General features: G+C 46.2%; 35 protein-coding genes and 1 pseudogene. 2 read left to right on the forward strand and 34 right to left on the reverse strand.

Annotated elements, in window-relative coordinates:
- Window positions 1-2: 2 nt before the first annotated feature.
- Entirely contained in the window at window positions 3-1,121 is a 1,119-nt protein-coding gene (locus tag NEJAP_RS17560) for a 1-acyl-sn-glycerol-3-phosphate acyltransferase (RefSeq protein ID WP_201348427.1), read from the reverse strand.
- 65 nt (window positions 1,122-1,186) lie between these two features.
- Window positions 1,187-2,404 carry a gephyrin-like molybdotransferase Glp gene (gene glp / locus NEJAP_RS17565; RefSeq protein ID WP_201348428.1) on the reverse strand — a complete coding sequence of 406 codons (1,218 nt, stop codon included), beginning with the start codon at window positions 2,402-2,404 and terminating at the stop codon, window positions 1,187-1,189.
- A 101-nt stretch (window positions 2,405-2,505) separates the two neighbouring features.
- On the opposite strand from glp, the gene NEJAP_RS17570 reads away from it, so the two are divergent.
- Window positions 2,506-2,892 (forward strand): SirB2 family protein, encoded by a 387-nt coding sequence (locus NEJAP_RS17570; protein WP_201348429.1) that lies wholly within the window; start codon window positions 2,506-2,508, stop codon window positions 2,890-2,892.
- Between the two features lie 10 nt (window positions 2,893-2,902).
- On the opposite strand, the gene rfbD is transcribed toward NEJAP_RS17570, so the two are convergent.
- Both rfbD and ssb read right to left on the reverse strand, forming a co-directional pair.
- Window positions 2,903-3,817, reverse strand: a complete 915-nt coding sequence (rfbD, locus tag NEJAP_RS17575) for a dTDP-4-dehydrorhamnose reductase (RefSeq protein ID WP_201348430.1) — start codon at window positions 3,815-3,817, stop codon at window positions 2,903-2,905.
- Window positions 3,818-4,045: 228 nt separating this feature from the next.
- Window positions 4,046-4,582 (reverse strand): single-stranded DNA-binding protein, encoded by a 537-nt coding sequence (gene ssb / locus NEJAP_RS17580; RefSeq protein ID WP_201348431.1) that lies wholly within the window; start codon window positions 4,580-4,582, stop codon window positions 4,046-4,048.
- Window positions 4,583-4,782: 200 nt separating this feature from the next.
- On the opposite strand from ssb, the gene uvrA reads away from it, so the two are divergent.
- Window positions 4,783-7,605: an excinuclease ABC subunit UvrA gene (gene uvrA, locus NEJAP_RS17585; RefSeq protein ID WP_201348432.1), complete on the forward strand. Its 2,823-nt coding sequence runs from the start codon at window positions 4,783-4,785 to the stop codon at window positions 7,603-7,605.
- Between the two features lie 55 nt (window positions 7,606-7,660).
- Here uvrA and rplQ read toward each other — a convergent pair whose 3' ends face one another.
- The 30 genes and pseudogenes from rplQ to fusA all read right to left on the reverse strand — a co-directional run bounded on the left by rplQ (window position 7,661) and on the right by fusA (window position 24,965).
- Complete coding sequence (gene rplQ, locus NEJAP_RS17590; protein ID WP_028470375.1) at window positions 7,661-8,050, reverse strand: 50S ribosomal protein L17; 390 nt, start codon at window positions 8,048-8,050, stop codon at window positions 7,661-7,663.
- Between the two features lie 39 nt (window positions 8,051-8,089).
- Window positions 8,090-9,094, reverse strand: a complete 1,005-nt coding sequence (locus NEJAP_RS17595) for a DNA-directed RNA polymerase subunit alpha (RefSeq protein WP_201348433.1) — start codon at window positions 9,092-9,094, stop codon at window positions 8,090-8,092.
- A 26-nt stretch (window positions 9,095-9,120) separates the two neighbouring features.
- A complete protein-coding gene (gene rpsD / locus NEJAP_RS17600) occupies window positions 9,121-9,741 on the reverse strand; it encodes a 30S ribosomal protein S4 (protein ID WP_028470373.1) in 621 nt (206 codons plus the stop codon).
- A 15-nt stretch (window positions 9,742-9,756) separates the two neighbouring features.
- Window positions 9,757-10,146: a 30S ribosomal protein S11 gene (gene rpsK / locus NEJAP_RS17605; protein WP_028470372.1), complete on the reverse strand. Its 390-nt coding sequence runs from the start codon at window positions 10,144-10,146 to the stop codon at window positions 9,757-9,759.
- A 25-nt stretch (window positions 10,147-10,171) separates the two neighbouring features.
- Window positions 10,172-10,528 carry a 30S ribosomal protein S13 gene (gene rpsM, locus NEJAP_RS17610; RefSeq protein ID WP_028470371.1) on the reverse strand — a complete coding sequence of 119 codons (357 nt, stop codon included), beginning with the start codon at window positions 10,526-10,528 and terminating at the stop codon, window positions 10,172-10,174.
- Window positions 10,529-10,663: 135 nt separating this feature from the next.
- Complete coding sequence (gene rpmJ / locus NEJAP_RS17615; protein WP_028470370.1) at window positions 10,664-10,780, reverse strand: 50S ribosomal protein L36; 117 nt, start codon at window positions 10,778-10,780, stop codon at window positions 10,664-10,666.
- Between the two features lie 16 nt (window positions 10,781-10,796).
- On the reverse strand, window positions 10,797-12,125 hold the full coding sequence (gene secY, locus NEJAP_RS17620; RefSeq protein WP_028470369.1) for a preprotein translocase subunit SecY: 1,329 nt from the start codon (window positions 12,123-12,125) through the stop codon (window positions 10,797-10,799).
- Window positions 12,126-12,560, reverse strand: coding sequence for a 50S ribosomal protein L15 (gene rplO, locus NEJAP_RS17625; protein WP_028470368.1), 435 nt, complete (start codon window positions 12,558-12,560; stop codon window positions 12,126-12,128).
- Window positions 12,561-12,574: 14 nt separating this feature from the next.
- Entirely contained in the window at window positions 12,575-12,757 is a 183-nt protein-coding gene (gene rpmD, locus NEJAP_RS17630) for a 50S ribosomal protein L30 (protein WP_028470367.1), read from the reverse strand.
- Between the two features lie 6 nt (window positions 12,758-12,763).
- Window positions 12,764-13,264: a 30S ribosomal protein S5 gene (gene rpsE, locus NEJAP_RS17635; RefSeq protein WP_028470366.1), complete on the reverse strand. Its 501-nt coding sequence runs from the start codon at window positions 13,262-13,264 to the stop codon at window positions 12,764-12,766.
- Window positions 13,265-13,275: 11 nt separating this feature from the next.
- Window positions 13,276-13,626: a 50S ribosomal protein L18 gene (gene rplR / locus NEJAP_RS17640; RefSeq protein ID WP_028470365.1), complete on the reverse strand. Its 351-nt coding sequence runs from the start codon at window positions 13,624-13,626 to the stop codon at window positions 13,276-13,278.
- Window positions 13,627-13,635: 9 nt separating this feature from the next.
- Window positions 13,636-14,169, reverse strand: coding sequence for a 50S ribosomal protein L6 (gene rplF, locus NEJAP_RS17645; protein ID WP_201348434.1), 534 nt, complete (start codon window positions 14,167-14,169; stop codon window positions 13,636-13,638).
- A 9-nt stretch (window positions 14,170-14,178) separates the two neighbouring features.
- Complete coding sequence (rpsH, locus tag NEJAP_RS17650) at window positions 14,179-14,571, reverse strand: 30S ribosomal protein S8 (protein ID WP_028470363.1); 393 nt, start codon at window positions 14,569-14,571, stop codon at window positions 14,179-14,181.
- A gap of 82 nt (window positions 14,572-14,653) precedes the next feature.
- On the reverse strand, window positions 14,654-14,959 hold the full coding sequence (gene rpsN / locus NEJAP_RS17655) for a 30S ribosomal protein S14 (protein ID WP_028470362.1): 306 nt from the start codon (window positions 14,957-14,959) through the stop codon (window positions 14,654-14,656).
- A 12-nt stretch (window positions 14,960-14,971) separates the two neighbouring features.
- Window positions 14,972-15,511, reverse strand: coding sequence for a 50S ribosomal protein L5 (rplE, locus tag NEJAP_RS17660; protein WP_201348435.1), 540 nt, complete (start codon window positions 15,509-15,511; stop codon window positions 14,972-14,974).
- Between the two features lie 12 nt (window positions 15,512-15,523).
- On the reverse strand, window positions 15,524-15,847 hold the full coding sequence (rplX, locus tag NEJAP_RS17665; protein WP_028470360.1) for a 50S ribosomal protein L24: 324 nt from the start codon (window positions 15,845-15,847) through the stop codon (window positions 15,524-15,526).
- A gap of 100 nt (window positions 15,848-15,947) precedes the next feature.
- Window positions 15,948-16,316 (reverse strand): 50S ribosomal protein L14, encoded by a 369-nt coding sequence (gene rplN, locus NEJAP_RS17670; RefSeq protein ID WP_028470359.1) that lies wholly within the window; start codon window positions 16,314-16,316, stop codon window positions 15,948-15,950.
- Window positions 16,317-16,392: 76 nt separating this feature from the next.
- Window positions 16,393-16,656, reverse strand: a complete 264-nt coding sequence (rpsQ, locus tag NEJAP_RS17675; protein ID WP_028470358.1) for a 30S ribosomal protein S17 — start codon at window positions 16,654-16,656, stop codon at window positions 16,393-16,395.
- Window positions 16,653-16,847, reverse strand: a complete 195-nt coding sequence (rpmC, locus tag NEJAP_RS17680) for a 50S ribosomal protein L29 (protein WP_028470357.1) — start codon at window positions 16,845-16,847, stop codon at window positions 16,653-16,655. Before rpmC ends, rpsQ begins: the two co-directional genes overlap by 4 nt.
- Window positions 16,847-17,260, reverse strand: coding sequence for a 50S ribosomal protein L16 (gene rplP, locus NEJAP_RS17685; protein WP_201348436.1), 414 nt, complete (start codon window positions 17,258-17,260; stop codon window positions 16,847-16,849). Before rplP ends, rpmC begins: the two co-directional genes overlap by 1 nt.
- An 11-nt stretch (window positions 17,261-17,271) precedes the next feature.
- Window positions 17,272-17,958 carry a 30S ribosomal protein S3 gene (gene rpsC / locus NEJAP_RS17690; protein ID WP_201348437.1) on the reverse strand — a complete coding sequence of 229 codons (687 nt, stop codon included), beginning with the start codon at window positions 17,956-17,958 and terminating at the stop codon, window positions 17,272-17,274.
- 24 nt (window positions 17,959-17,982) lie between these two features.
- The gene (gene rplV / locus NEJAP_RS17695) at window positions 17,983-18,312 is read right to left on the reverse strand and encodes a 50S ribosomal protein L22 (protein ID WP_201350709.1); all 330 of its coding nucleotides are present in this window, start codon (window positions 18,310-18,312) and stop codon (window positions 17,983-17,985) included.
- Window positions 18,313-18,326: 14 nt separating this feature from the next.
- Window positions 18,327-18,602, reverse strand: coding sequence for a 30S ribosomal protein S19 (gene rpsS, locus NEJAP_RS17700; RefSeq protein ID WP_028470353.1), 276 nt, complete (start codon window positions 18,600-18,602; stop codon window positions 18,327-18,329).
- Between the two features lie 19 nt (window positions 18,603-18,621).
- Window positions 18,622-19,449: a 50S ribosomal protein L2 gene (gene rplB / locus NEJAP_RS17705; RefSeq protein WP_201348438.1), complete on the reverse strand. Its 828-nt coding sequence runs from the start codon at window positions 19,447-19,449 to the stop codon at window positions 18,622-18,624.
- A 13-nt stretch (window positions 19,450-19,462) separates the two neighbouring features.
- On the reverse strand, window positions 19,463-19,759 hold the full coding sequence (gene rplW / locus NEJAP_RS17710) for a 50S ribosomal protein L23 (protein WP_028470351.1): 297 nt from the start codon (window positions 19,757-19,759) through the stop codon (window positions 19,463-19,465).
- Window positions 19,756-20,361 carry a 50S ribosomal protein L4 gene (gene rplD, locus NEJAP_RS17715; RefSeq protein WP_201350711.1) on the reverse strand — a complete coding sequence of 202 codons (606 nt, stop codon included), beginning with the start codon at window positions 20,359-20,361 and terminating at the stop codon, window positions 19,756-19,758. Before rplD ends, rplW begins: the two co-directional genes overlap by 4 nt.
- A gap of 11 nt (window positions 20,362-20,372) precedes the next feature.
- Complete coding sequence (gene rplC / locus NEJAP_RS17720; protein WP_201348439.1) at window positions 20,373-21,011, reverse strand: 50S ribosomal protein L3; 639 nt, start codon at window positions 21,009-21,011, stop codon at window positions 20,373-20,375.
- A gap of 113 nt (window positions 21,012-21,124) precedes the next feature.
- A pseudogene (rpsJ, locus tag NEJAP_RS17725) lies at window positions 21,125-21,437 on the reverse strand (30S ribosomal protein S10).
- A 180-nt stretch (window positions 21,438-21,617) separates the two neighbouring features.
- A complete protein-coding gene (gene tuf, locus NEJAP_RS17730; RefSeq protein WP_201348440.1) occupies window positions 21,618-22,841 on the reverse strand; it encodes an elongation factor Tu in 1,224 nt (407 codons plus the stop codon).
- Between the two features lie 30 nt (window positions 22,842-22,871).
- On the reverse strand, window positions 22,872-24,965 hold the full coding sequence (fusA, locus tag NEJAP_RS17735) for an elongation factor G (RefSeq protein ID WP_201348441.1): 2,094 nt from the start codon (window positions 24,963-24,965) through the stop codon (window positions 22,872-22,874).
- Window positions 24,966-24,969 lie beyond the last annotated feature (4 nt).

Below are 24,969 nucleotides of genomic sequence, written 5' to 3' on the forward strand. Positions count from 1 at the left end.
AGCTATACCTTCTTTGATTCATGATTAAACACAGGATTAGCATATATATTTCGCATAATTTCACTTTCACGTGAACCCAGCCCTTCAAAGCGCTTCTCAAATACCGCTTGCTGCTCTTCTGTCGCCTCTTCTAGAAGGCCTGCTGCAATATAGTTCGAAGGGTGCAAAAAATAGTTTTGATGTATCTGGCGGTCCAACTCTGCTGCCAGCAACTCCGGCGCTTCGTAATCATTAACAATTACATCACCAAAATGAATATGCACCGCGCCTTTAAAACCTGTAATTCCCTGAACGATACTCTCTATATCTTCATGCTCACCTTTTTCATAAACACCCTCTCTTTCTCGTGCCGCAAGCTCAATTGCTTTAGCTCGATCACAAGGGTCAAATTCATAAGAGATCGACACAGGTACAATATTCAATCGCTTAACCGCTTCAGGGAAGTTACGCTGTTTACGCTGACTCACATAAAACATTTTTAGAAGAGCAGGATCCGTTTTATCGTCTCCGTCCTTAGCCCGCCCTTCCCGCTGCGCAATCCAGACCGATTCACCCTCCTGGATACTATGGTCAATATAAGCGGATAACTGAGTAACCGCAGCCATCATTTCACGCGGGCCTTTAGCCGAACGGTTGACGATAAAGCTTTTGTTCAATCGCATTAAATCAGATATATAAGGCTTACTCAGCAAATTATCGCCAATTGCGACCCGCACGGTAGGAAGATCTTGCTGGTAATGTGTCCAATTGACAAATGCTGGATCCATAGCAATATCACGATGATTAGACACAAATAAATAGGCTTCGTCGCCTTCAAGATTTTCCATACCAGAACACGTCAAACGAGTGGTTGTTCTGGCAATCATTTTTGCCATGTATTTAGCAATAGCTTGCTGAAACTGCTTTACTGATTGAATATCGCCGAGTTCACGTGCCAAACCAATGCGAACAAAAGGCTTGAGAAATTTAGCTAACCAGCCCGGCAAAGAAGGAAACTGATAATGAGTAATTGCGCTTATCAGTTCATTGTCATACAGCAAGTTCTGTAAAACAGCTTCAACTTCACGATCATTATAAGGGCGCATTTCTTTGAATGGGTCTTGCTGTGTATTCACTTGCATCAAGATCTCTAATCAACCAATAAACAGCGCATTTTACCCGCTATTTCACGCCAAACCCAATAATATCACCCCAACAGCTCCGAAAAGGGTATAAAGCTAACCAAATCACCCTTGTGCACCACACTTCCAGGCGGAATGACCACTAATCCATTAGACCAGCTCGCCGAAGACAAGATGCCCGAACTCTGATTATGAAACACAGCTATACGCCCTTGCTCCATCCTTGCACGCATGTATTCCTGACGATTCCCCGACTTTAAATGTTCAAAGTCAGCAGGCACATTAAATGCTAAAGGTAACGCATAGCCAGCTCCCTGCATGCGTATTAAAAAAGGCCGCGCCAATAAGCAAAAAGTGATGAGCGCCGAAGCAGGATTTCCGGGAAGCCCAAAGAAAGGCGTTTCTTTAACACTACCAAACGCTAATGGTTTTCCTGGCTTTATCTTTAAGCGCCATACATCTAGCTTACCCAGCCTCTCAACGGACTGCTTCACATGATCCTCTTCCCCAACAGAGACACCACCCGTACTGATGATACAATCAGCTTGTTCAGCGGCTTGCTCCAGCGCCTCTTCGACAGCCTCTGCGGTATCTGCTACTTTACCAATATCAATAGGCACACAACCCATTTGAGTTAACAAAGAGGCCAGCACAAATCGATTGGAGTTATAAATTTGCCCTGGTGCCAGTGATTCACCGGGACTAACCAACTCATCACCTGTCGATATGATGGCAACCTTTATTGGCCGAAAAACAGCAATACTATCGAGCCCTGTTGAGGCCAGCACACCCACATCAGCAGCCTGCAGCCGCACTCCCTTAGCCAGAAAAACCTGCCCTACTTTAATATCCTGACCTTTAGCTCTAATGTTTTGACCAACTTGCACCGGCCCATCCATAACTACTTTTTCGCCATCAAACTGAGCATTCTCTTGAATAACGATAGCATCAGCACCTTGTGGAATTTCAGCACCCGTAAAGATGCGTGCAGCCGTACCTGAGACAAGCGGTTGAGGCGCCCTTCCTGCCGGAACTCTTTGAGAAACAGCAAATGTTGTTTTACCGCCCTCGTTTATCGAGCAAGAGTTAATTGCGTAACCGTCCATACTGCTATTATCAGCAGGAGGCACATCAACAGCAGCAATAGGTGATTCAGCCAAAACCCGACCAACGGCATGCTCCAAATACACAACCTCTGTTTCAGTAGGTTTAGGTGCCATTTGCAAAATGGCTGATAATGCATCACTAATCGGCATTAAATCAGGATTATCAACAACTGACATTTCAAACTCCTCATATCATTTCCTACCGCGACACCGTTATAATTGCAGCCTCTAAAACAAGTACATTTAATACCCCGGATAATGCCCAACAGGAAACACTCATGTCAGAACTATACCCGCTCATCAAACATATTCACTTGACCAGCGTCGCTTTAAGTATTCTATTTTTTTTGGTGCGCGGTGCAGGTATGCTTTTTGACGCTCAGTGGCTACAAAAAAAGCTGGTAAAAATTCTACCGCATATCATAGATACCATATTACTAGTCAGCGCTATTGCTCTGACCTTTATCATCAACCAATACCCTATTCAGGCTGACTGGCTATCGGCAAAGGTCGCAGGCTTAGTTCTGTATATTATTCTTGGCAGTATCGCTCTAAAACGTGGAAAAACCAAAACAACTCGCATCAGTGCGTTTGTTTTAGCACTACTTTGCGTTACATATATTTTAAGCGTCGCCATTACTCATAACGCAGCGCCTTGGAGCTAACCGATTGCAATCAAGTGTCTTTTTGATAAATCTGGCGCAAGACAGCTACCAGCTCACTGCGCCAAGGACGCTGTCTAATACCAAACGTACTGAGCAGTTTTTTACACTTCAACACTGACGATGCTGGCCGCTCTACTTCCACATGCAGAGCGCGCGAAGGCACTGGAACAAGGTCTATTGTTTTCAATGCTTCGTATTGTCCGGCCGCCGCCAAAATAGCCTCTGTAAAGCGATAACGCGTAGTGACTTCTGCACCACAGTAATGATAGGTACCCCAAGCATCGGCTCCATTTTCTAGCTGCTTAATCATAGCTAAAATCACACGCCCAACATCAGTCGCTGAGGTAGGGCATCCTTGGCGATCATCCGCAGTCTCAATCGCCGCCTGCTTGCGAGCATTTTCAAGTGTACGTAGCAGGTAATTATCACCTCTAGCACTAAAAACCCAACTCACACGTAAGATAATGTGTTTTGGCTGATACTGGCGAAGCAGGTCTTCACCTTGACGCTTACTCTCTCCAAATACGCCCAACGGAGAAACATCATCATCTTCACTATAACCGCTAGCATAATGCCCATCGAACAAATGATCAGTCGACAGGTGAATTAACGGTATAGACAGAGCTCCGCATTCAACAGCAAGGCTTTTTACTGCATCACGGTTCACACAGAAACTGCGTTCTGGCTCGTGCTCAGCGGCATCAACATTATTAAATGCCGCTGTATTAACAACATAATCAGGCATGTAACGATCTAATGCCTGTTGAATAGCATCAGGGGATGTGACATCCAAAGCAGAAAGCCCTAAGCAGATAAACTCAAAATGATTATCTTGCTCACCGAGTAATACCAAATCATGAGCAACCTGCCCATCGCCGCCGGTCACTAACACTTTAATCGGCAAAAGCTTTGTCCACTCAGTCATGCTTCTCTAACACCTAATCCAATAAAGTTTATTTTTAACATGCAAATTAATATAAATGAACAAAAACAATAATATGCGACCAATAAAACACACAAACATGTATTTTGAATTAAATAGCGTAACAACTTACAGACAGAACACTTACTAGTCCCACAAAAAAGCCCCGCTAATGCGAGGCTTTCAATTAAATACGCTTTATAAAACGTTACACTTTACATGAAACAGGGTCTAAAACGGAATATCATCGTCAAAATCATCAAAATTTGGTGCTGGCGCTGCTTGCTGTTGCGGAGCCTGCTGCGGCCTCTGCTGCGAAGGAGCACTCTGCTGAGGACGAGACTGCTGTGGTGCGCTCTGTGGGCGAGACTGCTGTGGAGCCTGGTTATACTCTTGATCTTGCGAATAGCCAGCATCGTTATTGTTATTACCACGACCGCCCAGCATCTGCATTTCACTAGCGACGATTTCAGTTGTATAACGGTCTGCGCCGCTCTGATCCTGCCACTTACGAGTACGCAACGCGCCTTCGATATAAACCTGCGAGCCTTTACGCAGGTACTCGCCAGCAATTTCTGCCAATTTATTAAAGAACACAACGCGGTGCCACTCAGTACGCTCCTGATTCTGCCCCGTTTGTTTATCTTTCCAAGATTCACTGGTGGCCAACGTAACATTGGTGACAGCATTTCCTGACGGCATGTAACGCACTTCAGGATCACCACCCATATTACCTACCAATATTACTTTATTTACACCACGTGCCATGCTTCTCTCCGTCAGATAAATCAGCCCCTACAAACGAGGGAAACCATTACATATTTCTATAAAGCATACCACAGAGGACATATAAAATTATACGAAGCACGCCAGATAGAACAGATTCATTTATAAGAAACAGAACACATAGCGCTGCCGCCCCTGAGTACTTTATAATCGATCTCTTTTGTATTCCTCTTGGAGTAAGCATGGACACTATTCTGGTTCGCGGTGCACGCACCCACAACCTGAAAAACATTGACCTGGATATCCCACGCGACAAACTTGTGGTGATAACAGGCCTCTCCGGTTCTGGAAAATCATCATTAGCCTTCGATACATTATATGCAGAGGGCCAGAGACGCTATGTTGAGTCCCTATCTACTTACGCCAGGCAGTTTCTATCCATGATGGAAAAGCCAGACGTAGATCATATTGAAGGATTATCGCCGGCCATTTCCATCGAGCAGAAATCAACATCACACAATCCACGATCTACTGTCGGCACAATTACTGAGATCTATGACTACTTACGTCTGCTATTTGCTAGAGCCGGCGAACCACGCTGCCCAGACCACAACCTACCTCTGGCAGCACAAACGGTCAGCCAAATGGTTGATCAGGTCCTGACTTTAGAAGAGGGCAGCAAATTAATGCTCCTAGCGCCAGTTATACAGGGCCGCAAAGGTGAGCATTTACATACCTTACACGACCTAAGAAAACAGGGCTTTGTCCGCGCTAGAATTGACGGCATCGTTGTTGATTTAGACAGCGCACCTGAATTAGACAAAAAGAAAAAACACACGATAGAAGCCGTGGTTGACAGATTCAAGGTACGCGATGATCTGCAAATACGCCTAGCAGAGTCGTTTGAAACGGCACTCAACCTAACCGACGGTATTGCTCGCATCGCCTATATGGATGGCGAGGCCGCAGATCTTATATTCTCCTCTCGCTTTGCCTGCCCCGAGTGCGGCCATAGCATTCAAGAACTCGAACCTAGACTCTTTTCATTTAACAACCCACACGGCGCATGCCCTAGCTGTGATGGCCTCGGCGTTAAACAATTTTTTGACCCAAATAAAGTTATTCAAGACCCTAGTTTAACTCTTTCAGAAGGCGCTATTCGTGGCTGGGATAGAAGAACCCTCTATTATTTCCAACAGTTAAAAGCAGTGGCTAATCACTACTCATTTGATATCGATACACCATTCGAGCAGCTCACCAGCGAACAACAAACGCTCATACTCGAGGGAACTGGAAATGAAGAGGTTCCTTTTACCTATTTAAATGACCGTGGTGACACAATCACCAAGTCACATCCTTTTGAAGGCGTACTAAACAACCTGCAACGGCGATACAAAGAAACAGAGTCTGATATGGTGAGAGAGGATCTTGCCAAGTACCTTAATATGCAACCATGCCCTTCGTGCGAGGGTAGCCGCTTAAGAAGAGATGCTAGACACGTCTATATAGATCAGCACACTCTTCCAGAGATGGTCACCATGCCGATCGGGGCCAGCCTTGAGTATTATGAAAACCTCAAACTGAGCGGAAAACAAGGAGAGATTGCTGACAAAATTCTCAAAGAAATTCGTCTGCGCCTATCATTTCTCGTCAATGTTGGGCTCGATTACCTATCACTTGACCGCAAAGCTGATACATTATCGGGCGGAGAGGCCCAGCGTATCAGGCTCGCCAGTCAAATAGGAGCAGGCTTAGTCGGCGTTATGTATATTCTCGACGAGCCTTCGATAGGACTGCACCAACGTGATAACGAACGTCTATTGCAAACTCTGGTTCATTTACGCGACCTTGGCAACACAGTCATTGTTGTAGAGCACGACGAAGATGCTATTCGCTTAGCCGACTATGTAATTGACGTAGGCCCTGGCGCCGGAGTTCATGGTGGTGAGATTGTCGCTTACGGAACACCTGATGAAGTTATCAATAATAGCGCATCACTGACAGGCCAATATTTATCTGGTAAAAAGTGCATCGCCATACCAGAAGAAAGGCACCCCTTTGATACTTCTAAAACGCTAACGCTTTCAGGCGCTACAGGCAATAACCTGCAAAACGTCACTATCAAAATTCCACTTGGCCTCATGACATGCATTACCGGTGTATCAGGTTCAGGAAAATCGACACTGATTAACAACACGCTATACCCTCTCGCGGCCACTGAGTTGAATCACGCTACAACGCTTGATGCGGCACCTTATGAATCAATAGACGGTCTACAGCACTTGGACAAGGTTATCGATATTGACCAAAGCCCTATAGGCCGAACACCACGCTCAAACCCCGCTACCTATACTGGCATTTTCACACCGATAAGAGAGCTACTCGCGGGCACACAAGAAGCACGCTCTCGCGGCTATAAACCAGGACGCTTCAGCTTTAACGTTAAAGGAGGACGCTGCGAAGCCTGTCAGGGTGATGGGGTTATCAAAGTAGAAATGCACTTCTTAGCAGATATCTATGTGCCATGTGATGTCTGTAAAGGCAAACGTTACAATCGTGAAACACTGGAGATCGAATACAAGGGCAAGAGTATTGACGCAATACTTAAGCTAACTGTAGAGGATGCAAGAGAGTTTTTCGATGCCATTCCTGCACTCGCTCGACGCTTACAAACATTAATGGATGTGGGTCTGTCTTATATTCGCCTTGGACAAGCAGCAACAACGCTCTCTGGTGGTGAAGCACAGCGCGTAAAACTTGCAAAAGAGCTCTCTAAAAGAGACACAGGCCAAACCCTGTACATTCTTGACGAGCCAACAACTGGGTTACATTTCCACGATATTGAACAACTGATGTCTGTTCTCTCAAGGTTGAGAGATCACGGCAACACAGTAGTGATAATTGAACACAATCTTGATGTGGTTAAAACAGCTGACTGGATAGTAGATCTTGGTCCAGAAGGCGGAATAAATGGAGGAATGATTGTAGCGACTGGAACACCTGAAGATGTTGCTAATAACTCAGACTCACACACCGCTCGTTTCTTGAAGCCTCTATTGAAATAATAGAGCAGACATAAAAAACCCGGCCAAGGCCGGGTTTTTTTTGAAGACTAATTAATTAACCTTCAACTTCTTCAGCTGCACCAGTTACCTTACGGTCAACTAGTTCAACATAAGCCATAGGAGCACAATCACCTGGACGGTTACCGCATTTCAGAATGCGGATATAGCCACCTGGACGGTTCGCATAGCGAGGTCCTAGGTCAGTGAAAAGCTTACCAACAGCTTCTTTACTACGAGTACGGTCAAATGCCAAACGGCGATTTGCAACCGAATCTTCTTTCGCCAGAGTAATCAGTGGCTCAGCTACGCGGCGAAGTTCTTTCGCTTTTGGCAAAGTTGTTCTGATCAGTTCATGCTCAAATAATGAGCATGCCATGTTCTTGAACATCGCTTTGCGGTGCGAGCTGGTACGATTTAAATGGCGACCAGATTTACGATGACGCATTATAAATTCCTTACCAACTTGGTCAGTTAAAACCGCATCTTACGATGCGATTTTATCGTCGTTCTTCAGGCTAGCCGGAGGCCAGTTTTCAAGACGCATGCCCAAAGAAAGACCTTTGGAAGCAAGCACATCTTTAATCTCTGTCAGCGACTTCTTACCTAGATTTGGGGTTTTCAGCAGCTCAACTTCTGTTCGCTGAATCAGATCACCAATATAGTAAATCTGCTCTGCTTTCAGACAGTTGGCCGAACGAACCGTCAATTCCAAATCATCGACAGGGCGCAACAGAATCGGATCAACTTCCGGCTCTGCAGGCTCATCTTTCGCCTGATCAGCTGCATCTTCAAGATCAACAAAAACAGACAACTGATGCTGAAGGATTGTAGCTGCACGACGAATGCACTCTTCAGGATCAATCGTACCATTTGACTCGATATCAATAACCAGCTTATCTAGGTCAGTACGCTGCTCCACACGAGCACTTTCGACAACATAAGAAACACGGCGTACCGGACTATAAGAAGCATCCATCTGGAGACGACCAATAGCACGAGTTTCGTCTTCGTCATTAGTGCGAGTGTCAGCAGGCACATAACCACGTCCGTTGGTTACCTTAAGCTGCATATTCAGAGTCGCACCTGAATTCAGGTGAGCAATCACGTGGTCGGGATTTGCAATCTCTGCATCCTGGTTCAACTGAATATCACCAGCTGTTACAGCACCTGAGCCTGATTTGCTCAATGTCAGAGTTGCTTCTTCGCCATTGTGTAGCGTGATAGCAACGCCTTTAAGGTTAAGAAGAATCTCAATGACATCCTCCTGCACACCTTCAATTGTGCTGTATTCATGCAAGACACCGTCAATCTCAACTTCAGTGATGGCACAGCCAGGCATTGAAGAGAGTAGGATACGACGTAAGGCATTTCCCAACGTATGACCGAAACCACGTTCTAGCGGTTCCAATGTCACTTTAGCACGTGTGTTACTGATTTCCTGGACATCAATATGACGAGGACTCAGAAACTCATTTACAGAACGCTGCATAGTTCCACCAATCAAGAGTTCATGAATTACTTAGAGTACAGCTCAACGATCAGCTGCTCATTGATGTCAGCTGACAATTCGCTACGCTCAGGAATAGCTTTAAATACGCCTTCCATTTTGCCAGCATCAACTGAAACCCACTCAATTGGAGCACGCTGCGAAGCAAGATCTAGTGCGCTTTTAACACGCAACTGGTTCTTAGCTTTTTCACGAACTGCGACCACATCACCCGCTTGCACTTTAAAAGATGCAATGTTAACAACCTGACCATTAATAGTGATCTGGCGGTGTGATACGACCTGACGAGCTTCGGCACGTGTAGAACCAAAACCCATACGATAAACTACGTTATCCAGACGACCTTCAAGCAGTTGCAACAAGTTTTCACCTGTTGAACCAGCCTGACGAGCGGCTTCTTTGTAGTAATTACGGAACTGACGTTCCAGTACACCATAAATACGACGTACTTTTTGTTTTTCACGAAGCTGTAGACCGTAATCGGACAGACGACCTCGACGAGCACCATGTACACCAGGAACAGTTTCAGCTTTACACTTACTATCCAGTGCACGGACACCACTCTTCAAGAACAGGTCTGTACCTTCACGGCGTGACAGCTTGCACTTTGGCCCAAGATATCTTGCCATTATACCGTCTCCAGTTTATACGCGACGTTTTTTCGGTGGACGACAGCCGTTATGTGGAATCGGCGTGACATCAGTAATGTTTGTAATTTTGTAGCCGCAACCGTTCAGCGCACGAACTGCCGATTCACGACCAGGTCCAGGACCTTTTACAAACACGTCAAGATTTTTCAAACCATAATCCAAAGCAGCCTGGCCGGCACGCTCTGCAGCAACCTGCGCAGCGAACGGTGTACTTTTACGAGAACCACGGAAGCCGGAGCCGCCTGAAGTTGCCCATGAAAGTGCATTACCCTGGCGATCGGTAATGGTGATAATTGTATTGTTAAAAGAAGCGTGGATGTGAGCTAACCCATCTACTACTTGCTTTTTAACTTTCTTACGTGTGCGATTACCTGGCTTAGCCATATTGGAAATTCCTATCGCTTAACACTTATTTACGGATCGGCTTACGTGGACCTTTACGCGTACGCGCGTTGGTCTTACTACGCTGCCCACGAACTGGCAGATTACGACGATGACGAATACCACGGAAACAACCGAGATCCATGAGGCGTTTAATGCTCATAGATACTTCACGGCGTAGGTCACCCTCAACTGTAAACTTGCCAACTTCACCACGAACTACATCGAGCTGCGCTTCGCTAAGCTCTGAAATCTTAGTTGCTTCGGTTAAACCAGAAGCTTCACAGATTTTTTTTGCAGTCGTACGGCCAATCCCATAAATGTAAGTCAGAGAAATAACCGCATGCTTATTGTCAGGAATATTGACGCCAGCTATACGAGCCATTCAACTTACTCCATCTTAAAAATGCTCTTATTTGAGCACAATTCTATAAATATGTTCATAGAAAGCGCGATATTATACGCCCTGATTAATTTTAAATCAAGACCTCGCGCTTTCTACTCCCTTTGTCAGTGGTAATTAACCCTGACGCTGCTTATGGCGAGGTTCCACCTTGCAGATAACACGAACCGCACCATTGCGACGCACAATCTTGCAGTTACGACAGATCTTTTTAACAGATGCACGCACCTTCATGATCCACTCCTAGCGCTCAACGCAGCATGCCTGCGCCGCCACCTTTGAGATTTGATTTTTTCATCAGGGACTCGTATTGGTGAGACATCAAATGTGACTGCACCTGAGCCATAAAGTCCATTACAACAACTACCACAATCAGCAGAGATGTTCCGCCGAAGTAGAAAGGCACATTCCATGCAACAACCAAAAATTGAGGCATTAAAGATACCGCTGTGATGTAAAGCGCACCAAACAAGGTAAGGCGACCTAACACAGAGTCAATGTAACGAGCCGATTGCTCTCCTGGGCGGATACCCGGAATAAAAGCACCTGACTTCTTCAAGTTGTCTGCCACTTCACGCGGATTAAACATAATCGCAGTGTAAAAGTAGCAGAAAAACACTATACATACTGCGAACAGAATGATGTACAGCGGCTGCCCTGGCCCAAGAGCCAATGCAACATCGCCCAACCACTCCATTCCTTCAGTTTGCCCAAACCACTGACCAACTGATGCAGGGAACAGCAAAATACTAGACGCAAAGATCGGAGGAATAACACCTGCCATATTAACTTTCAATGGTAGGTGGCTGGTTTGAGCAGCGAAAACCTGACGCCCTTGCTGACGTTTTGCGTAGTTTATAGTGATACGGCGTTGACCGCGCTCCATAAACACAACAAATCCGACAGTAGCAACCGCTAGTACAGCGATAGCTAGCAACGCAAGAATGTTAAGATCACCCTGTCGTGCAGACTCGAAAGACTGCCCAATAGCACTCGGCAAACCAGCAACAATACCAGCGAAAATCAAAATCGAAATACCATTACCAATACCGCGCTCAGTAACCTGCTCACCTAGCCACATCAAGAAAACTGCGCCTGCTACTAGTGTTACTACTGCAACAAAGTAGAAGCTTGGGCCTCCGAGGAAGGCAACGCCTTGATTAGCTAGACCTACAGCCATACCAAATGACTGCACAGTTGCCAGTACGACAGTACCGTAACGCGTGTATTGGTTGATCTTACGACGACCCGACTCACCTTCTTTCTTTAACTGCTCGAGCTGCGGGCTCACCACCGTCATCAGCTGCATAATAATAGATGCAGAGATATACGGCATGATACCGAGCGCAAGAATACTCATACGCTCCAATGCACCACCCGAAAACATATTAAAGAGGCTGAGAATCGTCCCCTGATTTTGATCGAACAGTGCGGCTAGACGATCAGGGTTAATACCAGGCACAGGAATGTGTGCACCAATACGATAAACCACGATAGCCAGCAACACAAAGCGCAGACGAGACCATAGCTCCCCTAAACCACTTTGCTTGCCTGCCGGTATTGATCCTTTCTTAGCCATTTACGCCTCGACTTTGCCGCCAGCAGCTTCGATAGCAACCAAAGCACCTTTGGTCACACGAAGACCTTTAATGCTGACCGCTTTCTTAAGCTCACCTGACAGAATGATTTTTGCAGACTTAATCTCTTCAGAGATGATGTCTGCAGCTTTCAATGCCGCCAGATCGATTACTTCAGCTTCGATGCCGTTCAGTTCATTCAAACGTATTTCAGCAACAAAACGTGCTTTCCGTGAAGTGAAACCGAACTTAGGCAGACGACGCTGCAACGGCATCTGACCGCCTTCAAAACCCGGTTTTACAGAACCACCGGAGCGGGACTTCTGACCCTTGTGACCACGACCACCAGTTTTTCCTAAACCAGAACCAATTCCGCGTCCGACGCGTTTTGGAGCAGGCTTAGAACCAGCAGCTGGACTGAGAGTGTTCAGACGCATATGACGAACTCCTCTTACTCGCCTACTACACTAACCATGTAGTGGACTTTATTGATCATACCGCGAACTGAAGGAGTATCTTCAAGCTCAACAATATGTCCGATACGGCGCAAGCCAAGACCTTTAACACATAATTTGTGCTTAGGCAGAATACCAATTGGGCTGCGGACCAGTTTAACTTTCAAAGTATTAGCCATAATAGTCTACCCCAGAATCTCTTCTACAGACTTACCACGTTTAGCAGCAATATCTTCAGGAGAGCGCATTTGCTGCAATCCTTTGAATGTTGCACGCACTACGTTGATAGGATTTGTAGATCCGTAGCATTTAGCCAATACGTTGTGCACACCAGCGATTTCCAAAACGGAACGCATAGCACCACCGGCAATTACACCAGTACCCTGAGAGGCTGGCTGCATATATACTTTTGAAGCACCGTGACGCGCTTTAATAGGATACTGCAAAGTATCTCCATTAAGCTCAACACGGATCATGTTACGGCGTGCTGCTTCCATTGCTTTTTGAATTGCAACAGGCACTTCGCGAGCTTTACCTCGACCGAAACCAACACGTCCTTTTCCATCACCAACTACAGTTAGCGCTGTAAAAGCAAAAATGCGTCCGCCTTTAACTACTTTGGCTACACGATTTACTTGAACTAGCTTTTCCTGTAGATCACCATCTTTTTGTTCGTGATTTGACATCATCGACCCCTTTAGAATTCCAGGCCGCCTTCACGGGCTGCGTCAGCTAGCGCTTTAATACGACCGTGGAATTTAAATCCCGAACGGTCAAAAGCAACCTTAGTGATACCTGCTTCTTTAGCGCGCTCTGCAATCAAAGCGCCAACTTTTACAGCAGCATCGGCGTTACCAGTACTACCTGCGCGTAGCGCTTGCTCAACTGTTGATGCAGAAGCCAGAACCTGGCCGCCATCAGCAGAAATTAGCTGAGCATAAATGTGACGTGGTGTGCGGTTAACACACAATCGCGCAGCACCAAGTTCACGCATTTTCAGGCGAGCACGCAGTGAGCGACGAATACGAGCTTTTTTCTTAGCGTTCATAACCCTGCCTTACTTCTTCTTAGCCTCTTTACGACGAACATGTTCGTCAGCATAACGTACACCTTTACCTTTATAAGGCTCTGGCGGACGGAACGCGCGAACTTCTGCCGCTACCTGACCAACACGCTGCTTATCAGCACCACTAATGACAATTGTGGTTTGGTTAGGCATAGAAGCTGTTATGCCTTCAGGCAATTGATATTCGATTGGATGCGAGAAACCCAAAGTTAGGTTAATTGTGGTGCCTTTAACAGCAGCACGATAACCAACACCTTGTAGCAACAAAGTTTTCGAGAAACCTTCGCATACACCGACAACCATATTGTTGACAATGGAACGGGCTGTGCCAGACATAGAGCGCGAGATTTTTGAACCATCGCGAGCTGCAAATGTAAGTACGTTACCTTCTTGTTCCATAGAAACTGATGGGTGCATATTGATAGCTAGCTGGCCATTCTTACCAGATACGCTAACAGACTGCCCTTCAAGCTTCAGTTCAACACCTGCAGGAATGACTACGGGATTTTTAGCAATACGTGACATTGTAACCCCTTAGAATACCGTGCAAATGATTTCACCGCCGATACCGGCAGCGCGTGCAGCACGATCAGTCATCATACCTTTAGAGGTAGATACGATCGCAACACCAAGACCAGCTGCGATAGTTGGCAGCTCTTTAGTTGCCTTATAGATGCGCAGACCTGGACGACTAACTCGTTTAATCTCTTCGATTACCGGCTTACCATCAAAGTATTTAAGTTCGATAGTGAGAAGAGGTTTAGCTTCACCTTCTACAGCGTAGTCAGCGATATAACCTTCATTCTTCAACACTTCAGCAACTGATACTTTAATCTTGGAAGACGGCATAGATACAGCTGTTTTTTCAGCCATATGACCATTACGAATACGTGTAAACATATCCGCTAATGTATCTTGCATGCTCATGCATTTACTTCCTCAGTTGTGCAGCACAACGCGGTAGCAGTCTCCTGCCCTGACCATTGTGCTTACCATTTAACAAACTGTCTTACCAGCTTGCTTTCTTAAGACCCGGAACATCACCGCGCATTGCTGCTTCACGCAGTTTGTTACGACACAAACCAAACTTACGGTACACACCATGAGGGCGACCAGTAATTTGACAACGATTGCGTTGACGGCTCGGGCTTGAATCACGCGGCAATTTCTGCAGCGCAACAGTTGCGTCCCAACGTTCTTCTTCAGAAGACGCGGCACTATTAATAATTTCTTTAAGCTGTGTACGCTTTGCAGCGAATTTAACAACAGCTTTAGCACGTTTATCTTCACGTGCTTTCATAGATGACTTAGCCATTCTTAACCCCTGTTAAATCTTAAACGGAAAATTCAAGGCAGCCAGCAGGGCGCGACCTTCGTCGTTTGTCTTAGCAGTTGTTGTGATCGTAATATCCAAACCACGCAATTTATCCACTTTATCGTATTCGATTTCAGGGAAAATAATCTGCTCTTTGACACCCATGCTGTAGTTGCCACGACCGTCAAAAGATTTCGGGTTGAGGCCACGGAAGTCACGAATACGAGGGATAGATACATCTACCAAACGATCCATGAAGTCCCACATCTGCTTTCCACGCAACGTCACTTTACATCCGATCGGCCAACCTTCACGAACTTTGAAGCCTGCGATAGATGTGCGCGCCAATGTTACTACAGGTTTCTGACCAGCAATAGCTGTCATATCATTCACAGCGTATTCTAGCTGCTTCTTATCACCTAAAGCTTCACCAACACCCATATTAAGAGTGATTTTAGTAATGCGAGGAACAGCCATAACATTAGGGCTGTTTAGTTCTTCTTTAAGCTTCTGCTTAACTTCACTAGCGTAAAGCGCTTTCAATCTTGACATAACAATCGCTCCTTATTTTCCGCCGCCGACGATTTCGCCATTGGATTTAAAGAAGCGAACTTTGGTGCCGTCTTCAAGCACTTTAAAGCCCACACGATCACCCTTGCCTGTTGCTGGATTAAAAATAGCAACATTAGATGTAGTGATCCCAGCTTCTTTCTCAACAATACCACCAGGCTTACCCAACTGCGGGTTAGGCTTGGTGCTTTTTTTAACCATGTTGATACCAGAAATAATAAGGCGATCATCCGTCATTACACGAAGAACTTTACCGCGCTTACCTTTATCTTTACCTGCAATAACGACTACTTCGTCGTCACGTATAATCTTACGCATGCTATACCTTTATCGCTTCCTACTACCTGCTCATGCTCAAAAACGCCAAACCCTTTCGGGAGTGGCGTTTCAAAAGACAAAATCCTAAAAGAATAATGTCTTAAAGCACTTCAGGCGCCAGGGAAATGATTTTCATAAACTTCTCAGAGCGAAGTTCACGCGTTACTGGGCCAAAAATACGCGTACCCATAGGTGCGTTGTTCGCATTCAATAAAACCGCTGAATTTACATCAAAGCGGATTACAGAACCATCTGGACGACGAACACCTTTACGGGTACGTACTACAACAGCGTTAAGAACCTGACCTTTTTTAACTTTACCGCGTGGAATTGCTTCCTTAACAGTAACTTTAATGATGTCACCAATACCTGCGTAACGGCGGTGTGAACCACCCAGAACCTTAATACACTGCACACGCTTAGCACCGCTGTTATCAGCGACATCAAGCATCGATTCAGTTTGAATCATGGTCTACTCCAAAATATGTTAGCTGCCCATCAAAATCATGACGGGCAAACCGTCAACTGGAGCGAAGGCGCGTATTCTACACCTTCGCAGCACGCTCATCAATACTTACAAGCGCCCAAGTTTTACTCTTGGAGTAAGGACGGGTTTCTTCGATCGTTACAAGATCACCCGCATGGCACTCATTTTTCTCATCGTGAGCATGCAGCTTGGAGGAACGCGTCATGAACTTTCCGTAAATCGGATGCTTCTCTTTACGCTCAACCAACACTGTAATGGTTTTATCCATCTTGTCACTGACAACACGTCCAACCACAGTCCGAGTACGTTTTTCAGCGCTCATTTTTCACCTGCCTTATCATTAAGTACTGTCTTAACGCGAGCCACGTCGCGACGGACCTGACCCAGAAGGTGAGTCTGTGACAGCTGACCAGTCGACTTCTGCATACGCAGATGAAACTGATCTTTCAAAAGACCCAGCAAAGTCTGCTGAAGTTCTTCTGAAGACTTTTCACGAAGTTCTTTGGCATTCATTACATCACCGTCCGTTTGACAATGGTTGTAGACACCGGCAATTTAGCAGTTGCAAGAGCAAAAGCCTCAGTCACCAGATCTTCAGGTACACCGCTAATTTCAAATAACACGCGACCCGGCTGGATCTGTGCTACCCAATATTCCACGTTACCCTTACCTTTACCCATACGTACTTCTAGTGGCTTATTAGTAATCGGCTTGTCTGGAAAAATACGAATCCAAATTTTACCACCACGCTTAACGTGACGAGTCATGGCACGACGCGCTGATTCGATCTGGCGCGCAGTAATGCGACCACGACCGGTAGCTTTAAGACCGTACTCACCAAAGCTAACTTTGCTACCGCGATGTGCAAGACCGCGGTTACGGCCTTTCATCATCTTGCGGAATTTAAGTCGTTTAGGTTGCAACATTGACGTTCACCTCACTTAGAACCTTTCTTCTTAGGCGCATTTTTCTTCTCAGCACGTACCTGTTCGATACCACCAAGAACTTCACCTTTGAAGATCCAGACTTTAACGCCAATCACACCATAAGTAGTGTGCGCCTCATAAGGTGCGTAATCGATGTCTGCACGTAGTGTATGCAAAGGTACACGACCTTCACGATACCACTCAGAACGCGCGATTTCAGCGCCACCTAAACGACCACCTACCTGAATTTTGATACCCTTAGCACCCAAGCGCATAGCGTTTTGCACAGCGCGCTTCATAGCACGACGGAACATAACACGACGCTCAAGCTGGCTAGCAACACCTTGTGCTACTAACATGGCATCTAGTTCAGGCTTGCGAATCTCTTCGATGTTGATGTGAACTGGCACACCCATCATGTTAGAAACAGCATTACGCAGTTTCTCAACATCTTCACCTTTTTTACCAATCACGATACCCGGACGAGCCGTAAATATTGTGATTTTAGCATTCTGTGCAGGACGCTCGATTTCGATGCGGCTTACAGAAGCATTTTTTAACTGACCTTCAAGGTAATTACGTACCTGAAGATCGTTTTGCAATTTTCTTGCATATTCAGACTTATCGGCATACCACACAGATGTGTGATCTTTGACGATTCCAAGTCGAATACCGGTCGGATGTATTTTCTGACCCATAACGAACTCTCCTAGCACTCAGCCTTAGTCGGACACCTTAACGGTGATATGGGAGTTGCGCTTCAGGATGCGATCAGCGCGACCCTTTGCACGTGGCTTGATACGTTTCATGGTTACACCTTCATCTGCGAAGACTGTAGAAACATGCAACTCATCAATATCAGCACCGTCATTGTGTTCGGCGTTTGCAATAGCAGACTCCAGAACTTTTTTAACGAGTACTGCAGCCTTTTTAGGGCTAAAAGCTAAGATATTCAAAGCTTCACCCACCGACTTCCCGCGAATCTGATCAGCGACTAGGCGCACTTTCTGGGCAGAAATGCGAGCGCCATTTAATTTAGCAGCGACTTCCATCATTTAACCCCTTATTAGCGCTTAGCCTTCTTATTCGCAGCATGACCACGATAAGTACGCGTAGCAGCGAATTCGCCAAGTTTATGACCTACCATATCTTCAGTCACGAAGACTGGAACGTGCTGGCGGCCGTTATGAACTGCAATCGTCATCCCAACAAAATGCGGGAAGATAGTAGAGCGTCGTGACCAAGTTTTGATTGGCTTACGATCGCTCGCTTCAATTGCAGCTTCTACCTTCTTCAACAGGTGAAGGTCGATAAATGGACCTTTCTTCAGTGAACGTGGCACAGCTGTATCCTCAAGTTAGTTACTTAGCAGAACGACGACGAACGATTAGCTTGTTCGTACGTTTATTCTTACGTGTCTTATAACCTTTAGTAGGCACACCCCATGGAGTAACAGGATGACGACCGCCCGAAGTACGACCTTCACCACCACCATGCGGATGATCTACTGGGTTCATCGCAACACCGCGAACGGTAGGACGAACACCTTTCCAGCGCTTAGCACCGGCTTTACCGAGCTGACGCAGACTGTGTTCACTGTTGCCAACTTCACCCAACGTTGCGCGACACTCAACCAGCACTTTACGCATCTCACCAGAACGTAGACGCAATGTAGCGTACGTTCCTTCACGCGCAACTAACTGAGCAGATGTACCCGCAGAACGAGCGATCTGAGCACCCTTACCAGGCTTCAGTTCGATACAGTGAATAACACTACCCAAAGGAATGTTGCGCAATGGCAACGTGTTACCCGCTTTAATATCAGCATCAACGCCAGAAACTAATTTAGCTCCAGCAGAAACACCCTTCGGCGCAATAATGTAGCGACGCTCACCATCTGCATATTTCAGCAGGGCAAGGTGCGCAGTACGGTTTGGATCGTATTCCAGACGCTCAACAACTGCCGGGATACCATCCTTATTGCGACGAAAATCAATAACGCGATAATGCTGCTTATGACCGCCACCAATGTGACGAGTCGTAATGCGACCATTATTGTTACGACCACCGCTCTTGCTTTTCTTTTCGATCAATGCAGCTAAAGGCTTGCCTTTATGCAGCTCAGCATTTACAACCTTAACTACGTGACGACGTCCAGCAGAGGTTGGCTTTGATTTCATAACCGCCATAACTTAACCTCTCTTATTCGCCACCAAGAAAATCAATCTCAGAGCCAGCAGCAAGACATACATATGCCTTACGAACATCGCTACGCTTGCCTAGGCCGCGTGCAGTGCGCTTGGTCTTACCCTTAGCATTGAGAACGTTAACGCCAGATACTTTGACGTTGAACAGCTGCTCAACTGCTTCTTTGATTTCAGGTTTGGTAGCATCTTTAGCCACTCGAAAAACAACCTGCTGAGCATCGTCAGCGATAATTGTTGCTTTTTCCGAGATATGAGGACCTAACAATACTTTGTATAGACGTTCCTGGTTCATGCTAATGCCTCCTCAATTTTCTTAAGAGCAGGTACAGTAACTACAACCTTATCAAAACCAACCAGGCTAACCGGGTCAATTCCTGCAACATCACGTACGTCCACATGCGGAACATTACGAGCAGCCAGGTATAGGTTTGCTTCAACATCTTCAGTCACGATCAACGCGTTTGCTAGATCAAATTCTTTCATCTTAGCAATAAACTGTTTAGTTTTCGGCGTATCCATGGAGAACTGATCAACAACTACCAGACGATCCTGGCGAACCAATTCAGAGAAAATGCAACGCATAGCTGCACGGTACATTTTTTTGTTCACTTTCTGCGAGTGGCTACGTGGCTTTGCAGCAAACGTAACACCACCACTACGCCAGATAGGCGAACTAATTGTACCGGCACGCGCACGACCTGTTCCTTTCTGACGGAATGGCTTAGCACCACCACCAGAAACTTCAGAGCGAGTTTTCTGTGCTTTTGTACCTTGACGAGCACCAGCCAAGTATGCAGTAACTACTTGGTGTACCAGTGCTTCGTTGAATTCTTTACCAAATGCCGAATCGGATACTTCGACCGATCCATTAGCTCCAGCGAGATTCAGATTCATCATAACCCCCCTTAGGCGCCAGCTTTAACAGCTGGTTTAACGATTACGTCACCGCCAGTTGCGCCTGGAACAGCACCCTTGATCAATAACAGGTTACGTTCTGCGTCTACACGCACAACTTCTAGAGTCTGAATAGTAACGCGCTCAGCTCCCATGTGACCTGCCATCTTCTTGCCTTTCCAAACACGACCAGGAGTCTGACACTGACCGATGGAACCCGGAGCACGGTGAGATAGTGAGTTACCATGAGTCGCATCTTGCATAGAGAAGTTCCAGCGCTTGATAGCACCCTGAAATCCTTTACCCTTAGATTGACCAGCAACATCTACTTTCTGACCTACTGCGAAGCGCTCAACCGTTAGTGAATCACCAACGTTGATACCTTCATCACCCGACAGACGGAACTCCCACAAACCACGTCCTGCTTCTACGCTAGCTTTAGCATAGTGACCCGCTTTTGGTTTGTTTAGGCGGTTAGCCTTAACAGAACCAGTAGTCACTTGCACAGCTGTGTAGCCGTCAGTTTCAACAGTTTTTACCTGCGTTACGCGATTCGGATCCACCTCGATGACCGTGACTGGCACGGATACGCCATCTTCTGTGAAGATGCGAGTCATACCCGCTTTACGTCCGATTAAACCTACAGACATTTCCTATACCTCTTGCCAGTTGTGTACGGGGCTGTTACCCACTACGGCTGCCCTTTTCAGGAGCATTCCACAAACAGCGCTTCATTAAATGAATAATTCTGCGCAGTGACTGATTAGCCTAAACTGATCTGCACTTCTACACCCGCAGCAAGATCTAGTTTCATCAAAGCATCAACAGTTTTTTTCTGTTGGCTCAACGATATCTAGAACTCGTTTATGTGTACGAATTTCGTACTGATCACGCGCATCTTTGTTTACATGCGGAGAGATCAGAACGGTAAAACGTTCTTTGCGAGTTGGAAGCGGGATCGGACCATGCACCTGTGCACCCGTACGTTTTGCAGTATTAACAATTTCCTGCGCAGACGAGTCGATCAGGCGATGATCAAACGCTTTCAGACGTATTCTGATTTTCTGATTTTGCATTTTGATCACACTTTTCAAATGATTTATAACGGCAATAGCCGACCTCCCCTTCTATGAAGGGGACGCAAATTCTACTCAGGAGAGCAACCCACGTCAAGACCAGTCGACTAATATTTAACCAAAAGCAAAAAAAGCCCTCACATTGAGGGCTTTTTTGTATCATCTAACCTCAAAATGAGATTACGCGATAATTTTAGATACTACACCAGCACCTACTGTACGTCCGCCTTCACGGATCGCAAAACGCAGACCTTCGTCCATTGCGATTGGTGCAATCAGAGTAACAACCATCTTAACGTTGTCACCCGGCATTACCATCTCAACGCCTTCAGGCAGCTCACAGTTACCAGTCACATCCGTTGTACGGAAGTAGAACTGCGGACGGTAGCCTTTGAAGAATGGTGTATGACGACCACCTTCATCTTTGCTCAATACGTACACTTCACCTTCAAAGTTAGTGTGCGGGTTGATTGATCCTGGCTTAGCCAAAACCTGACCACGCTGTACGTCATCGCGCTTAGTACCACGCAATAGAACACCACAGTTTTCGCCTGCACGACCTTCATCAAGCAATTTACGGAACATCTCAACACCTGTACAGGTTGTTGTAGTTGTTTCGCGAATACCAACGATCTCGATAGCCTCACCAACTTTAACGATTCCGCGCTCTACACGACCAGTAACCACTGTACCGCGACCTGAGATTGAGAATACATCTTCAATTGGAAGCAGGAACGGCTGATCGATAGCACGTACTGGATCCGGGATATAAGAATCCAATGCTTCAACTAGCTGCTTAACAGCTGTTGTACCTAGCTCGTTATCATCTTCGCCGTTCAACGCCATTAGCGCAGAACCACAGATGATTGGAGTGTCATCACCCGGGAAGTCGTAAGCATCTAGCAACTCACGCAATTCCATTTCTACAAGCTCACGCATTTCAGCGTATTCTTCAGAATCAACACCACCACAGTCTTCAGCCAGCAAGTCTGCTTTGTTCAGGAAAACAACGATGTATGGAACACCTACCTGACGAGAAAGCAAAATGTGCTCACGCGTCTGAGGCATAGGACCATCAGTTGCGCCACATACCAAAATAGCGCCATCCATCTGAGCAGCACCGGTAATCATGTTTTTCACATAATCCGCGTGTCCTGGGCAGTCAACGTGCGCATAGTGACGAATCGTTGATTCGTATTCTACGTGCGATGTAGAGATGGTAATACCACGCTCACGCTCTTCTGGAGCGTTATCGATACCGTCAAACGCTACGGCTTCACCGCCAAATACTTCCGCACATACGCGCGTTAGTGCTGCAGTTAGTGTTGTTTTGCCATGGTCAACGTGGCCAATTGTGCCTACGTTGACATGCGGCAGATTTCGTTCAAATGCTTGTTTTGCCACGATAAAATACCTCTTAAATTATGGCGAAGGCTAGTAAGCCTTCATCACCGCTTCGGCGACATTCTTAGGAGCTTCAGCGTAACACTCAAACTCCATAGAGTAAGTTGCACGCCCTTGAGTTGCGGAACGCAGATCAGTTGCATATCCGAACATTTCACCCAACGGAACCTGTGCATTAATCACTTTGCCAGATGGAGTGTCTTCCATACCCTGAACAAGACCACGACGACGGTTAAGATCTCCCATAACGTCACCCATGTAATCTTCTGGAGTTACCACTTCGACTTTCATCATTGGTTCCAACAGACATGGATCAGCTTGCAAAGCGTATTTTTTTAATGCTTGAGATGCGGCAATTTTAAATGCCATCTCATTGGAGTCAACATCGTGATATGAACCATCGTACAAACGAGCTCTCAGACCAATCAGCGGATAACCGGCAATAACACCGTTCTGCATCTGCTCTGTAATACCCTTCTCGACAGCACCGATGTATTCCTTAGGAATAGCACCACCTACCACTTCATTAATGAACTCCAAACCTTCTTCATCAGACGGGCTGAATTCAACCATGACGTGACCATACTGACCACGCCCACCCGACTGACGGGCAAACTTGTGGTTAGCATCGATTGACTGGCGAATCTTCTCGCGATAGGCAACCTGAGGCTTACCAATGTTTGCCTCAACGTTGAATTCACGACGCATACGATCAACCAGAATATCAAGGTGAAGCTCACCCATCCCTGAAATAATCGTCTGCCCAGACTCTTCATCAGTCTCAACACGGAAAGACGGATCTTCCTGTGCCAACTTACCCAGAGCAACACCCATCTTCTCTTGATCGGCCTTAGTTTTAGGCTCAACAGCGACAGAGATTACAGGCTCAGGAAACTCCATGCGCTCCAATACGATTTTATTCGTAGGATCACATAGCGTGTCACCTGTGGTAACGTCTTTCATACCGATCAAAGCGGCGATATCACCTGCACGCACCTCTTTGATCTCATCACGGTTATTTGCATGCATCTGCACCATACGACCAACACGCTCTTTCTTACTCTTTACAGAGTTAAAGACGCTGTCACCTGAAGCCAACACACCCGAATAAACACGCACAAACGTCAACGTTCCAACAAACGGGTCAGTTGCGATTTTAAATGCAAGCGCAGCAAACGGAGCAGTATCATCAGCTGGACGAGCTGCGACAGTTTCGTCTTTATCATCCAAAGTACCTTCAATCGCTTTAACTTCGATTGGTGAAGGCATGTATTCAATTACTGCATCCAGCATCGCCTGAACGCCTTTGTTTTTAAAGGCCGAACCGCATTGCATTAGAACCACGTCATTATCTAGCGTACGCGCACGCAGACCTGCTTTGATTTCGTCATTATCCAAGCAACCTTCTTCAAGGTACTTTTCCATCAACTCATCAGAAGATTCTGCTGCAGCTTCAACCATCTCCTCACGAAGCTCTTCAGCTTTAGCTTGGAGATCAGCCGGAATATCTTCCAGCTCATAAGTCATACCCTGATCTGCTTCGTTCCACATGATTGCTTTCATGAGAATCAGATCAACAACGCCTTTGAATTCATCTTCAGCGCCAATAGGGAAGTTAATTGGAACAGCTTTAGCTCCTAAACGAGCTTTAAGCTGATCAATAACCATAAAGAAGTCTGCACCCGCACGGTCCATTTTGTTAACGAAGACCATACGCGGAACATGATATTTATTAGCTTGGCGCCAAACAGTTTCTGTTTGCGGTTGCACACCTGAAGAGGCGCACAACACGACAACCGCACCATCCAATACACGCAAAGAACGCTCAACTTCAATAGTAAAGTCAACATGCCCAGGCGTATCAATGATATTGATGCGGTGATTTTCAAACTGCTTGTTCATACCTTGCCAGAAACAGGTAGTCGCAGCAGAAGTAATGGTAATACCACGCTCCTGCTCCTGCTCCATCCAATCCATTGTTGCGGCGCCATCATGCACCTCACCAATTTTATGAGATAGACCTGTATAGAAAAGCACGCGCTCTGTTGTAGTCGTCTTACCGGCATCTACGTGTGCAACAATACCAATGTTACGGTAACGCACAATAGGAGTTTTACGAGCCACGACT

Origin of the sequence: Neptunomonas japonica JAMM 1380 (genome assembly GCF_016592555.1) — a bacterium.
Lineage (GTDB): Bacteria > Pseudomonadota > Gammaproteobacteria > Pseudomonadales > Balneatricaceae > Neptunomonas > Neptunomonas japonica_A.

Coding starts and splice junctions, on each gene's coding strand:
- NEJAP_RS17560 (WP_201348427.1), bottom strand. CDS start 1,121: ATGCAAGTGAATACACAGCAAGACCCATTCAAAGAAATGCGCCCTTAT.
- glp (WP_201348428.1), bottom strand. CDS start 2,404: ATGTCAGTTGTTGATAATCCTGATTTAATGCCGATTAGTGATGCATTA.
- NEJAP_RS17570 (WP_201348429.1), top strand. CDS start 2,506: ATGTCAGAACTATACCCGCTCATCAAACATATTCACTTGACCAGCGTC.
- rfbD (WP_201348430.1), bottom strand. CDS start 3,817: ATGACTGAGTGGACAAAGCTTTTGCCGATTAAAGTGTTAGTGACCGGC.
- ssb (WP_201348431.1), bottom strand. CDS start 4,582: ATGGCACGTGGTGTAAATAAAGTAATATTGGTAGGTAATATGGGTGGT.
- uvrA (WP_201348432.1), top strand. CDS start 4,783: ATGGACACTATTCTGGTTCGCGGTGCACGCACCCACAACCTGAAAAAC.
- rplQ (WP_028470375.1), bottom strand. CDS start 8,050: ATGCGTCATCGTAAATCTGGTCGCCATTTAAATCGTACCAGCTCGCAC.
- NEJAP_RS17595 (WP_201348433.1), bottom strand. CDS start 9,094: ATGCAGCGTTCTGTAAATGAGTTTCTGAGTCCTCGTCATATTGATGTC.
- rpsD (WP_028470373.1), bottom strand. CDS start 9,741: ATGGCAAGATATCTTGGGCCAAAGTGCAAGCTGTCACGCCGTGAAGGT.
- rpsK (WP_028470372.1), bottom strand. CDS start 10,146: ATGGCTAAGCCAGGTAATCGCACACGTAAGAAAGTTAAAAAGCAAGTA.
- rpsM (WP_028470371.1), bottom strand. CDS start 10,528: ATGGCTCGTATAGCTGGCGTCAATATTCCTGACAATAAGCATGCGGTT.
- rpmJ (WP_028470370.1), bottom strand. CDS start 10,780: ATGAAGGTGCGTGCATCTGTTAAAAAGATCTGTCGTAACTGCAAGATT.
- secY (WP_028470369.1), bottom strand. CDS start 12,125: ATGGCTAAGAAAGGATCAATACCGGCAGGCAAGCAAAGTGGTTTAGGG.
- rplO (WP_028470368.1), bottom strand. CDS start 12,560: ATGCGTCTGAACACTCTCAGTCCAGCTGCTGGTTCTAAGCCTGCTCCA.
- rpmD (WP_028470367.1), bottom strand. CDS start 12,757: ATGGCTAATACTTTGAAAGTTAAACTGGTCCGCAGCCCAATTGGTATT.
- rpsE (WP_028470366.1), bottom strand. CDS start 13,264: ATGTCAAATCACGAACAAAAAGATGGTGATCTACAGGAAAAGCTAGTT.
- rplR (WP_028470365.1), bottom strand. CDS start 13,626: ATGAACGCTAAGAAAAAAGCTCGTATTCGTCGCTCACTGCGTGCTCGC.
- rplF (WP_201348434.1), bottom strand. CDS start 14,169: ATGTCACGTATTGCTAAAAATCCCGTAGTCATTCCTGCAGGTGTTGAA.
- rpsH (WP_028470363.1), bottom strand. CDS start 14,571: ATGAGCATGCAAGATACATTAGCGGATATGTTTACACGTATTCGTAAT.
- rpsN (WP_028470362.1), bottom strand. CDS start 14,959: ATGGCTAAGTCATCTATGAAAGCACGTGAAGATAAACGTGCTAAAGCT.
- rplE (WP_201348435.1), bottom strand. CDS start 15,511: ATGTCAAGATTGAAAGCGCTTTACGCTAGTGAAGTTAAGCAGAAGCTT.
- rplX (WP_028470360.1), bottom strand. CDS start 15,847: ATGCGTAAGATTATACGTGACGACGAAGTAGTCGTTATTGCAGGTAAA.
- rplN (WP_028470359.1), bottom strand. CDS start 16,316: ATGATTCAAACTGAATCGATGCTTGATGTCGCTGATAACAGCGGTGCT.
- rpsQ (WP_028470358.1), bottom strand. CDS start 16,656: ATGAGCGCTGAAAAACGTACTCGGACTGTGGTTGGACGTGTTGTCAGT.
- rpmC (WP_028470357.1), bottom strand. CDS start 16,847: ATGAATGCCAAAGAACTTCGTGAAAAGTCTTCAGAAGAACTTCAGCAG.
- rplP (WP_201348436.1), bottom strand. CDS start 17,260: ATGTTGCAACCTAAACGACTTAAATTCCGCAAGATGATGAAAGGCCGT.
- rpsC (WP_201348437.1), bottom strand. CDS start 17,958: ATGGGTCAGAAAATACATCCGACCGGTATTCGACTTGGAATCGTCAAA.
- rplV (WP_201350709.1), bottom strand. CDS start 18,312: ATGGAAGTCGCTGCTAAATTAAATGGCGCTCGCATTTCTGCCCAGAAA.
- rplB (WP_201348438.1), bottom strand. CDS start 19,449: ATGGCGGTTATGAAATCAAAGCCAACCTCTGCTGGACGTCGTCACGTA.
- rplW (WP_028470351.1), bottom strand. CDS start 19,759: ATGAACCAGGAACGTCTATACAAAGTATTGTTAGGTCCTCATATCTCG.
- rplD (WP_201350711.1), bottom strand. CDS start 20,361: ATGAATCTGAATCTCGCTGGAGCTAATGGATCGGTCGAAGTATCCGAT.
- rplC (WP_201348439.1), bottom strand. CDS start 21,011: ATGTCTGTAGGTTTAATCGGACGTAAAGCGGGTATGACTCGCATCTTC.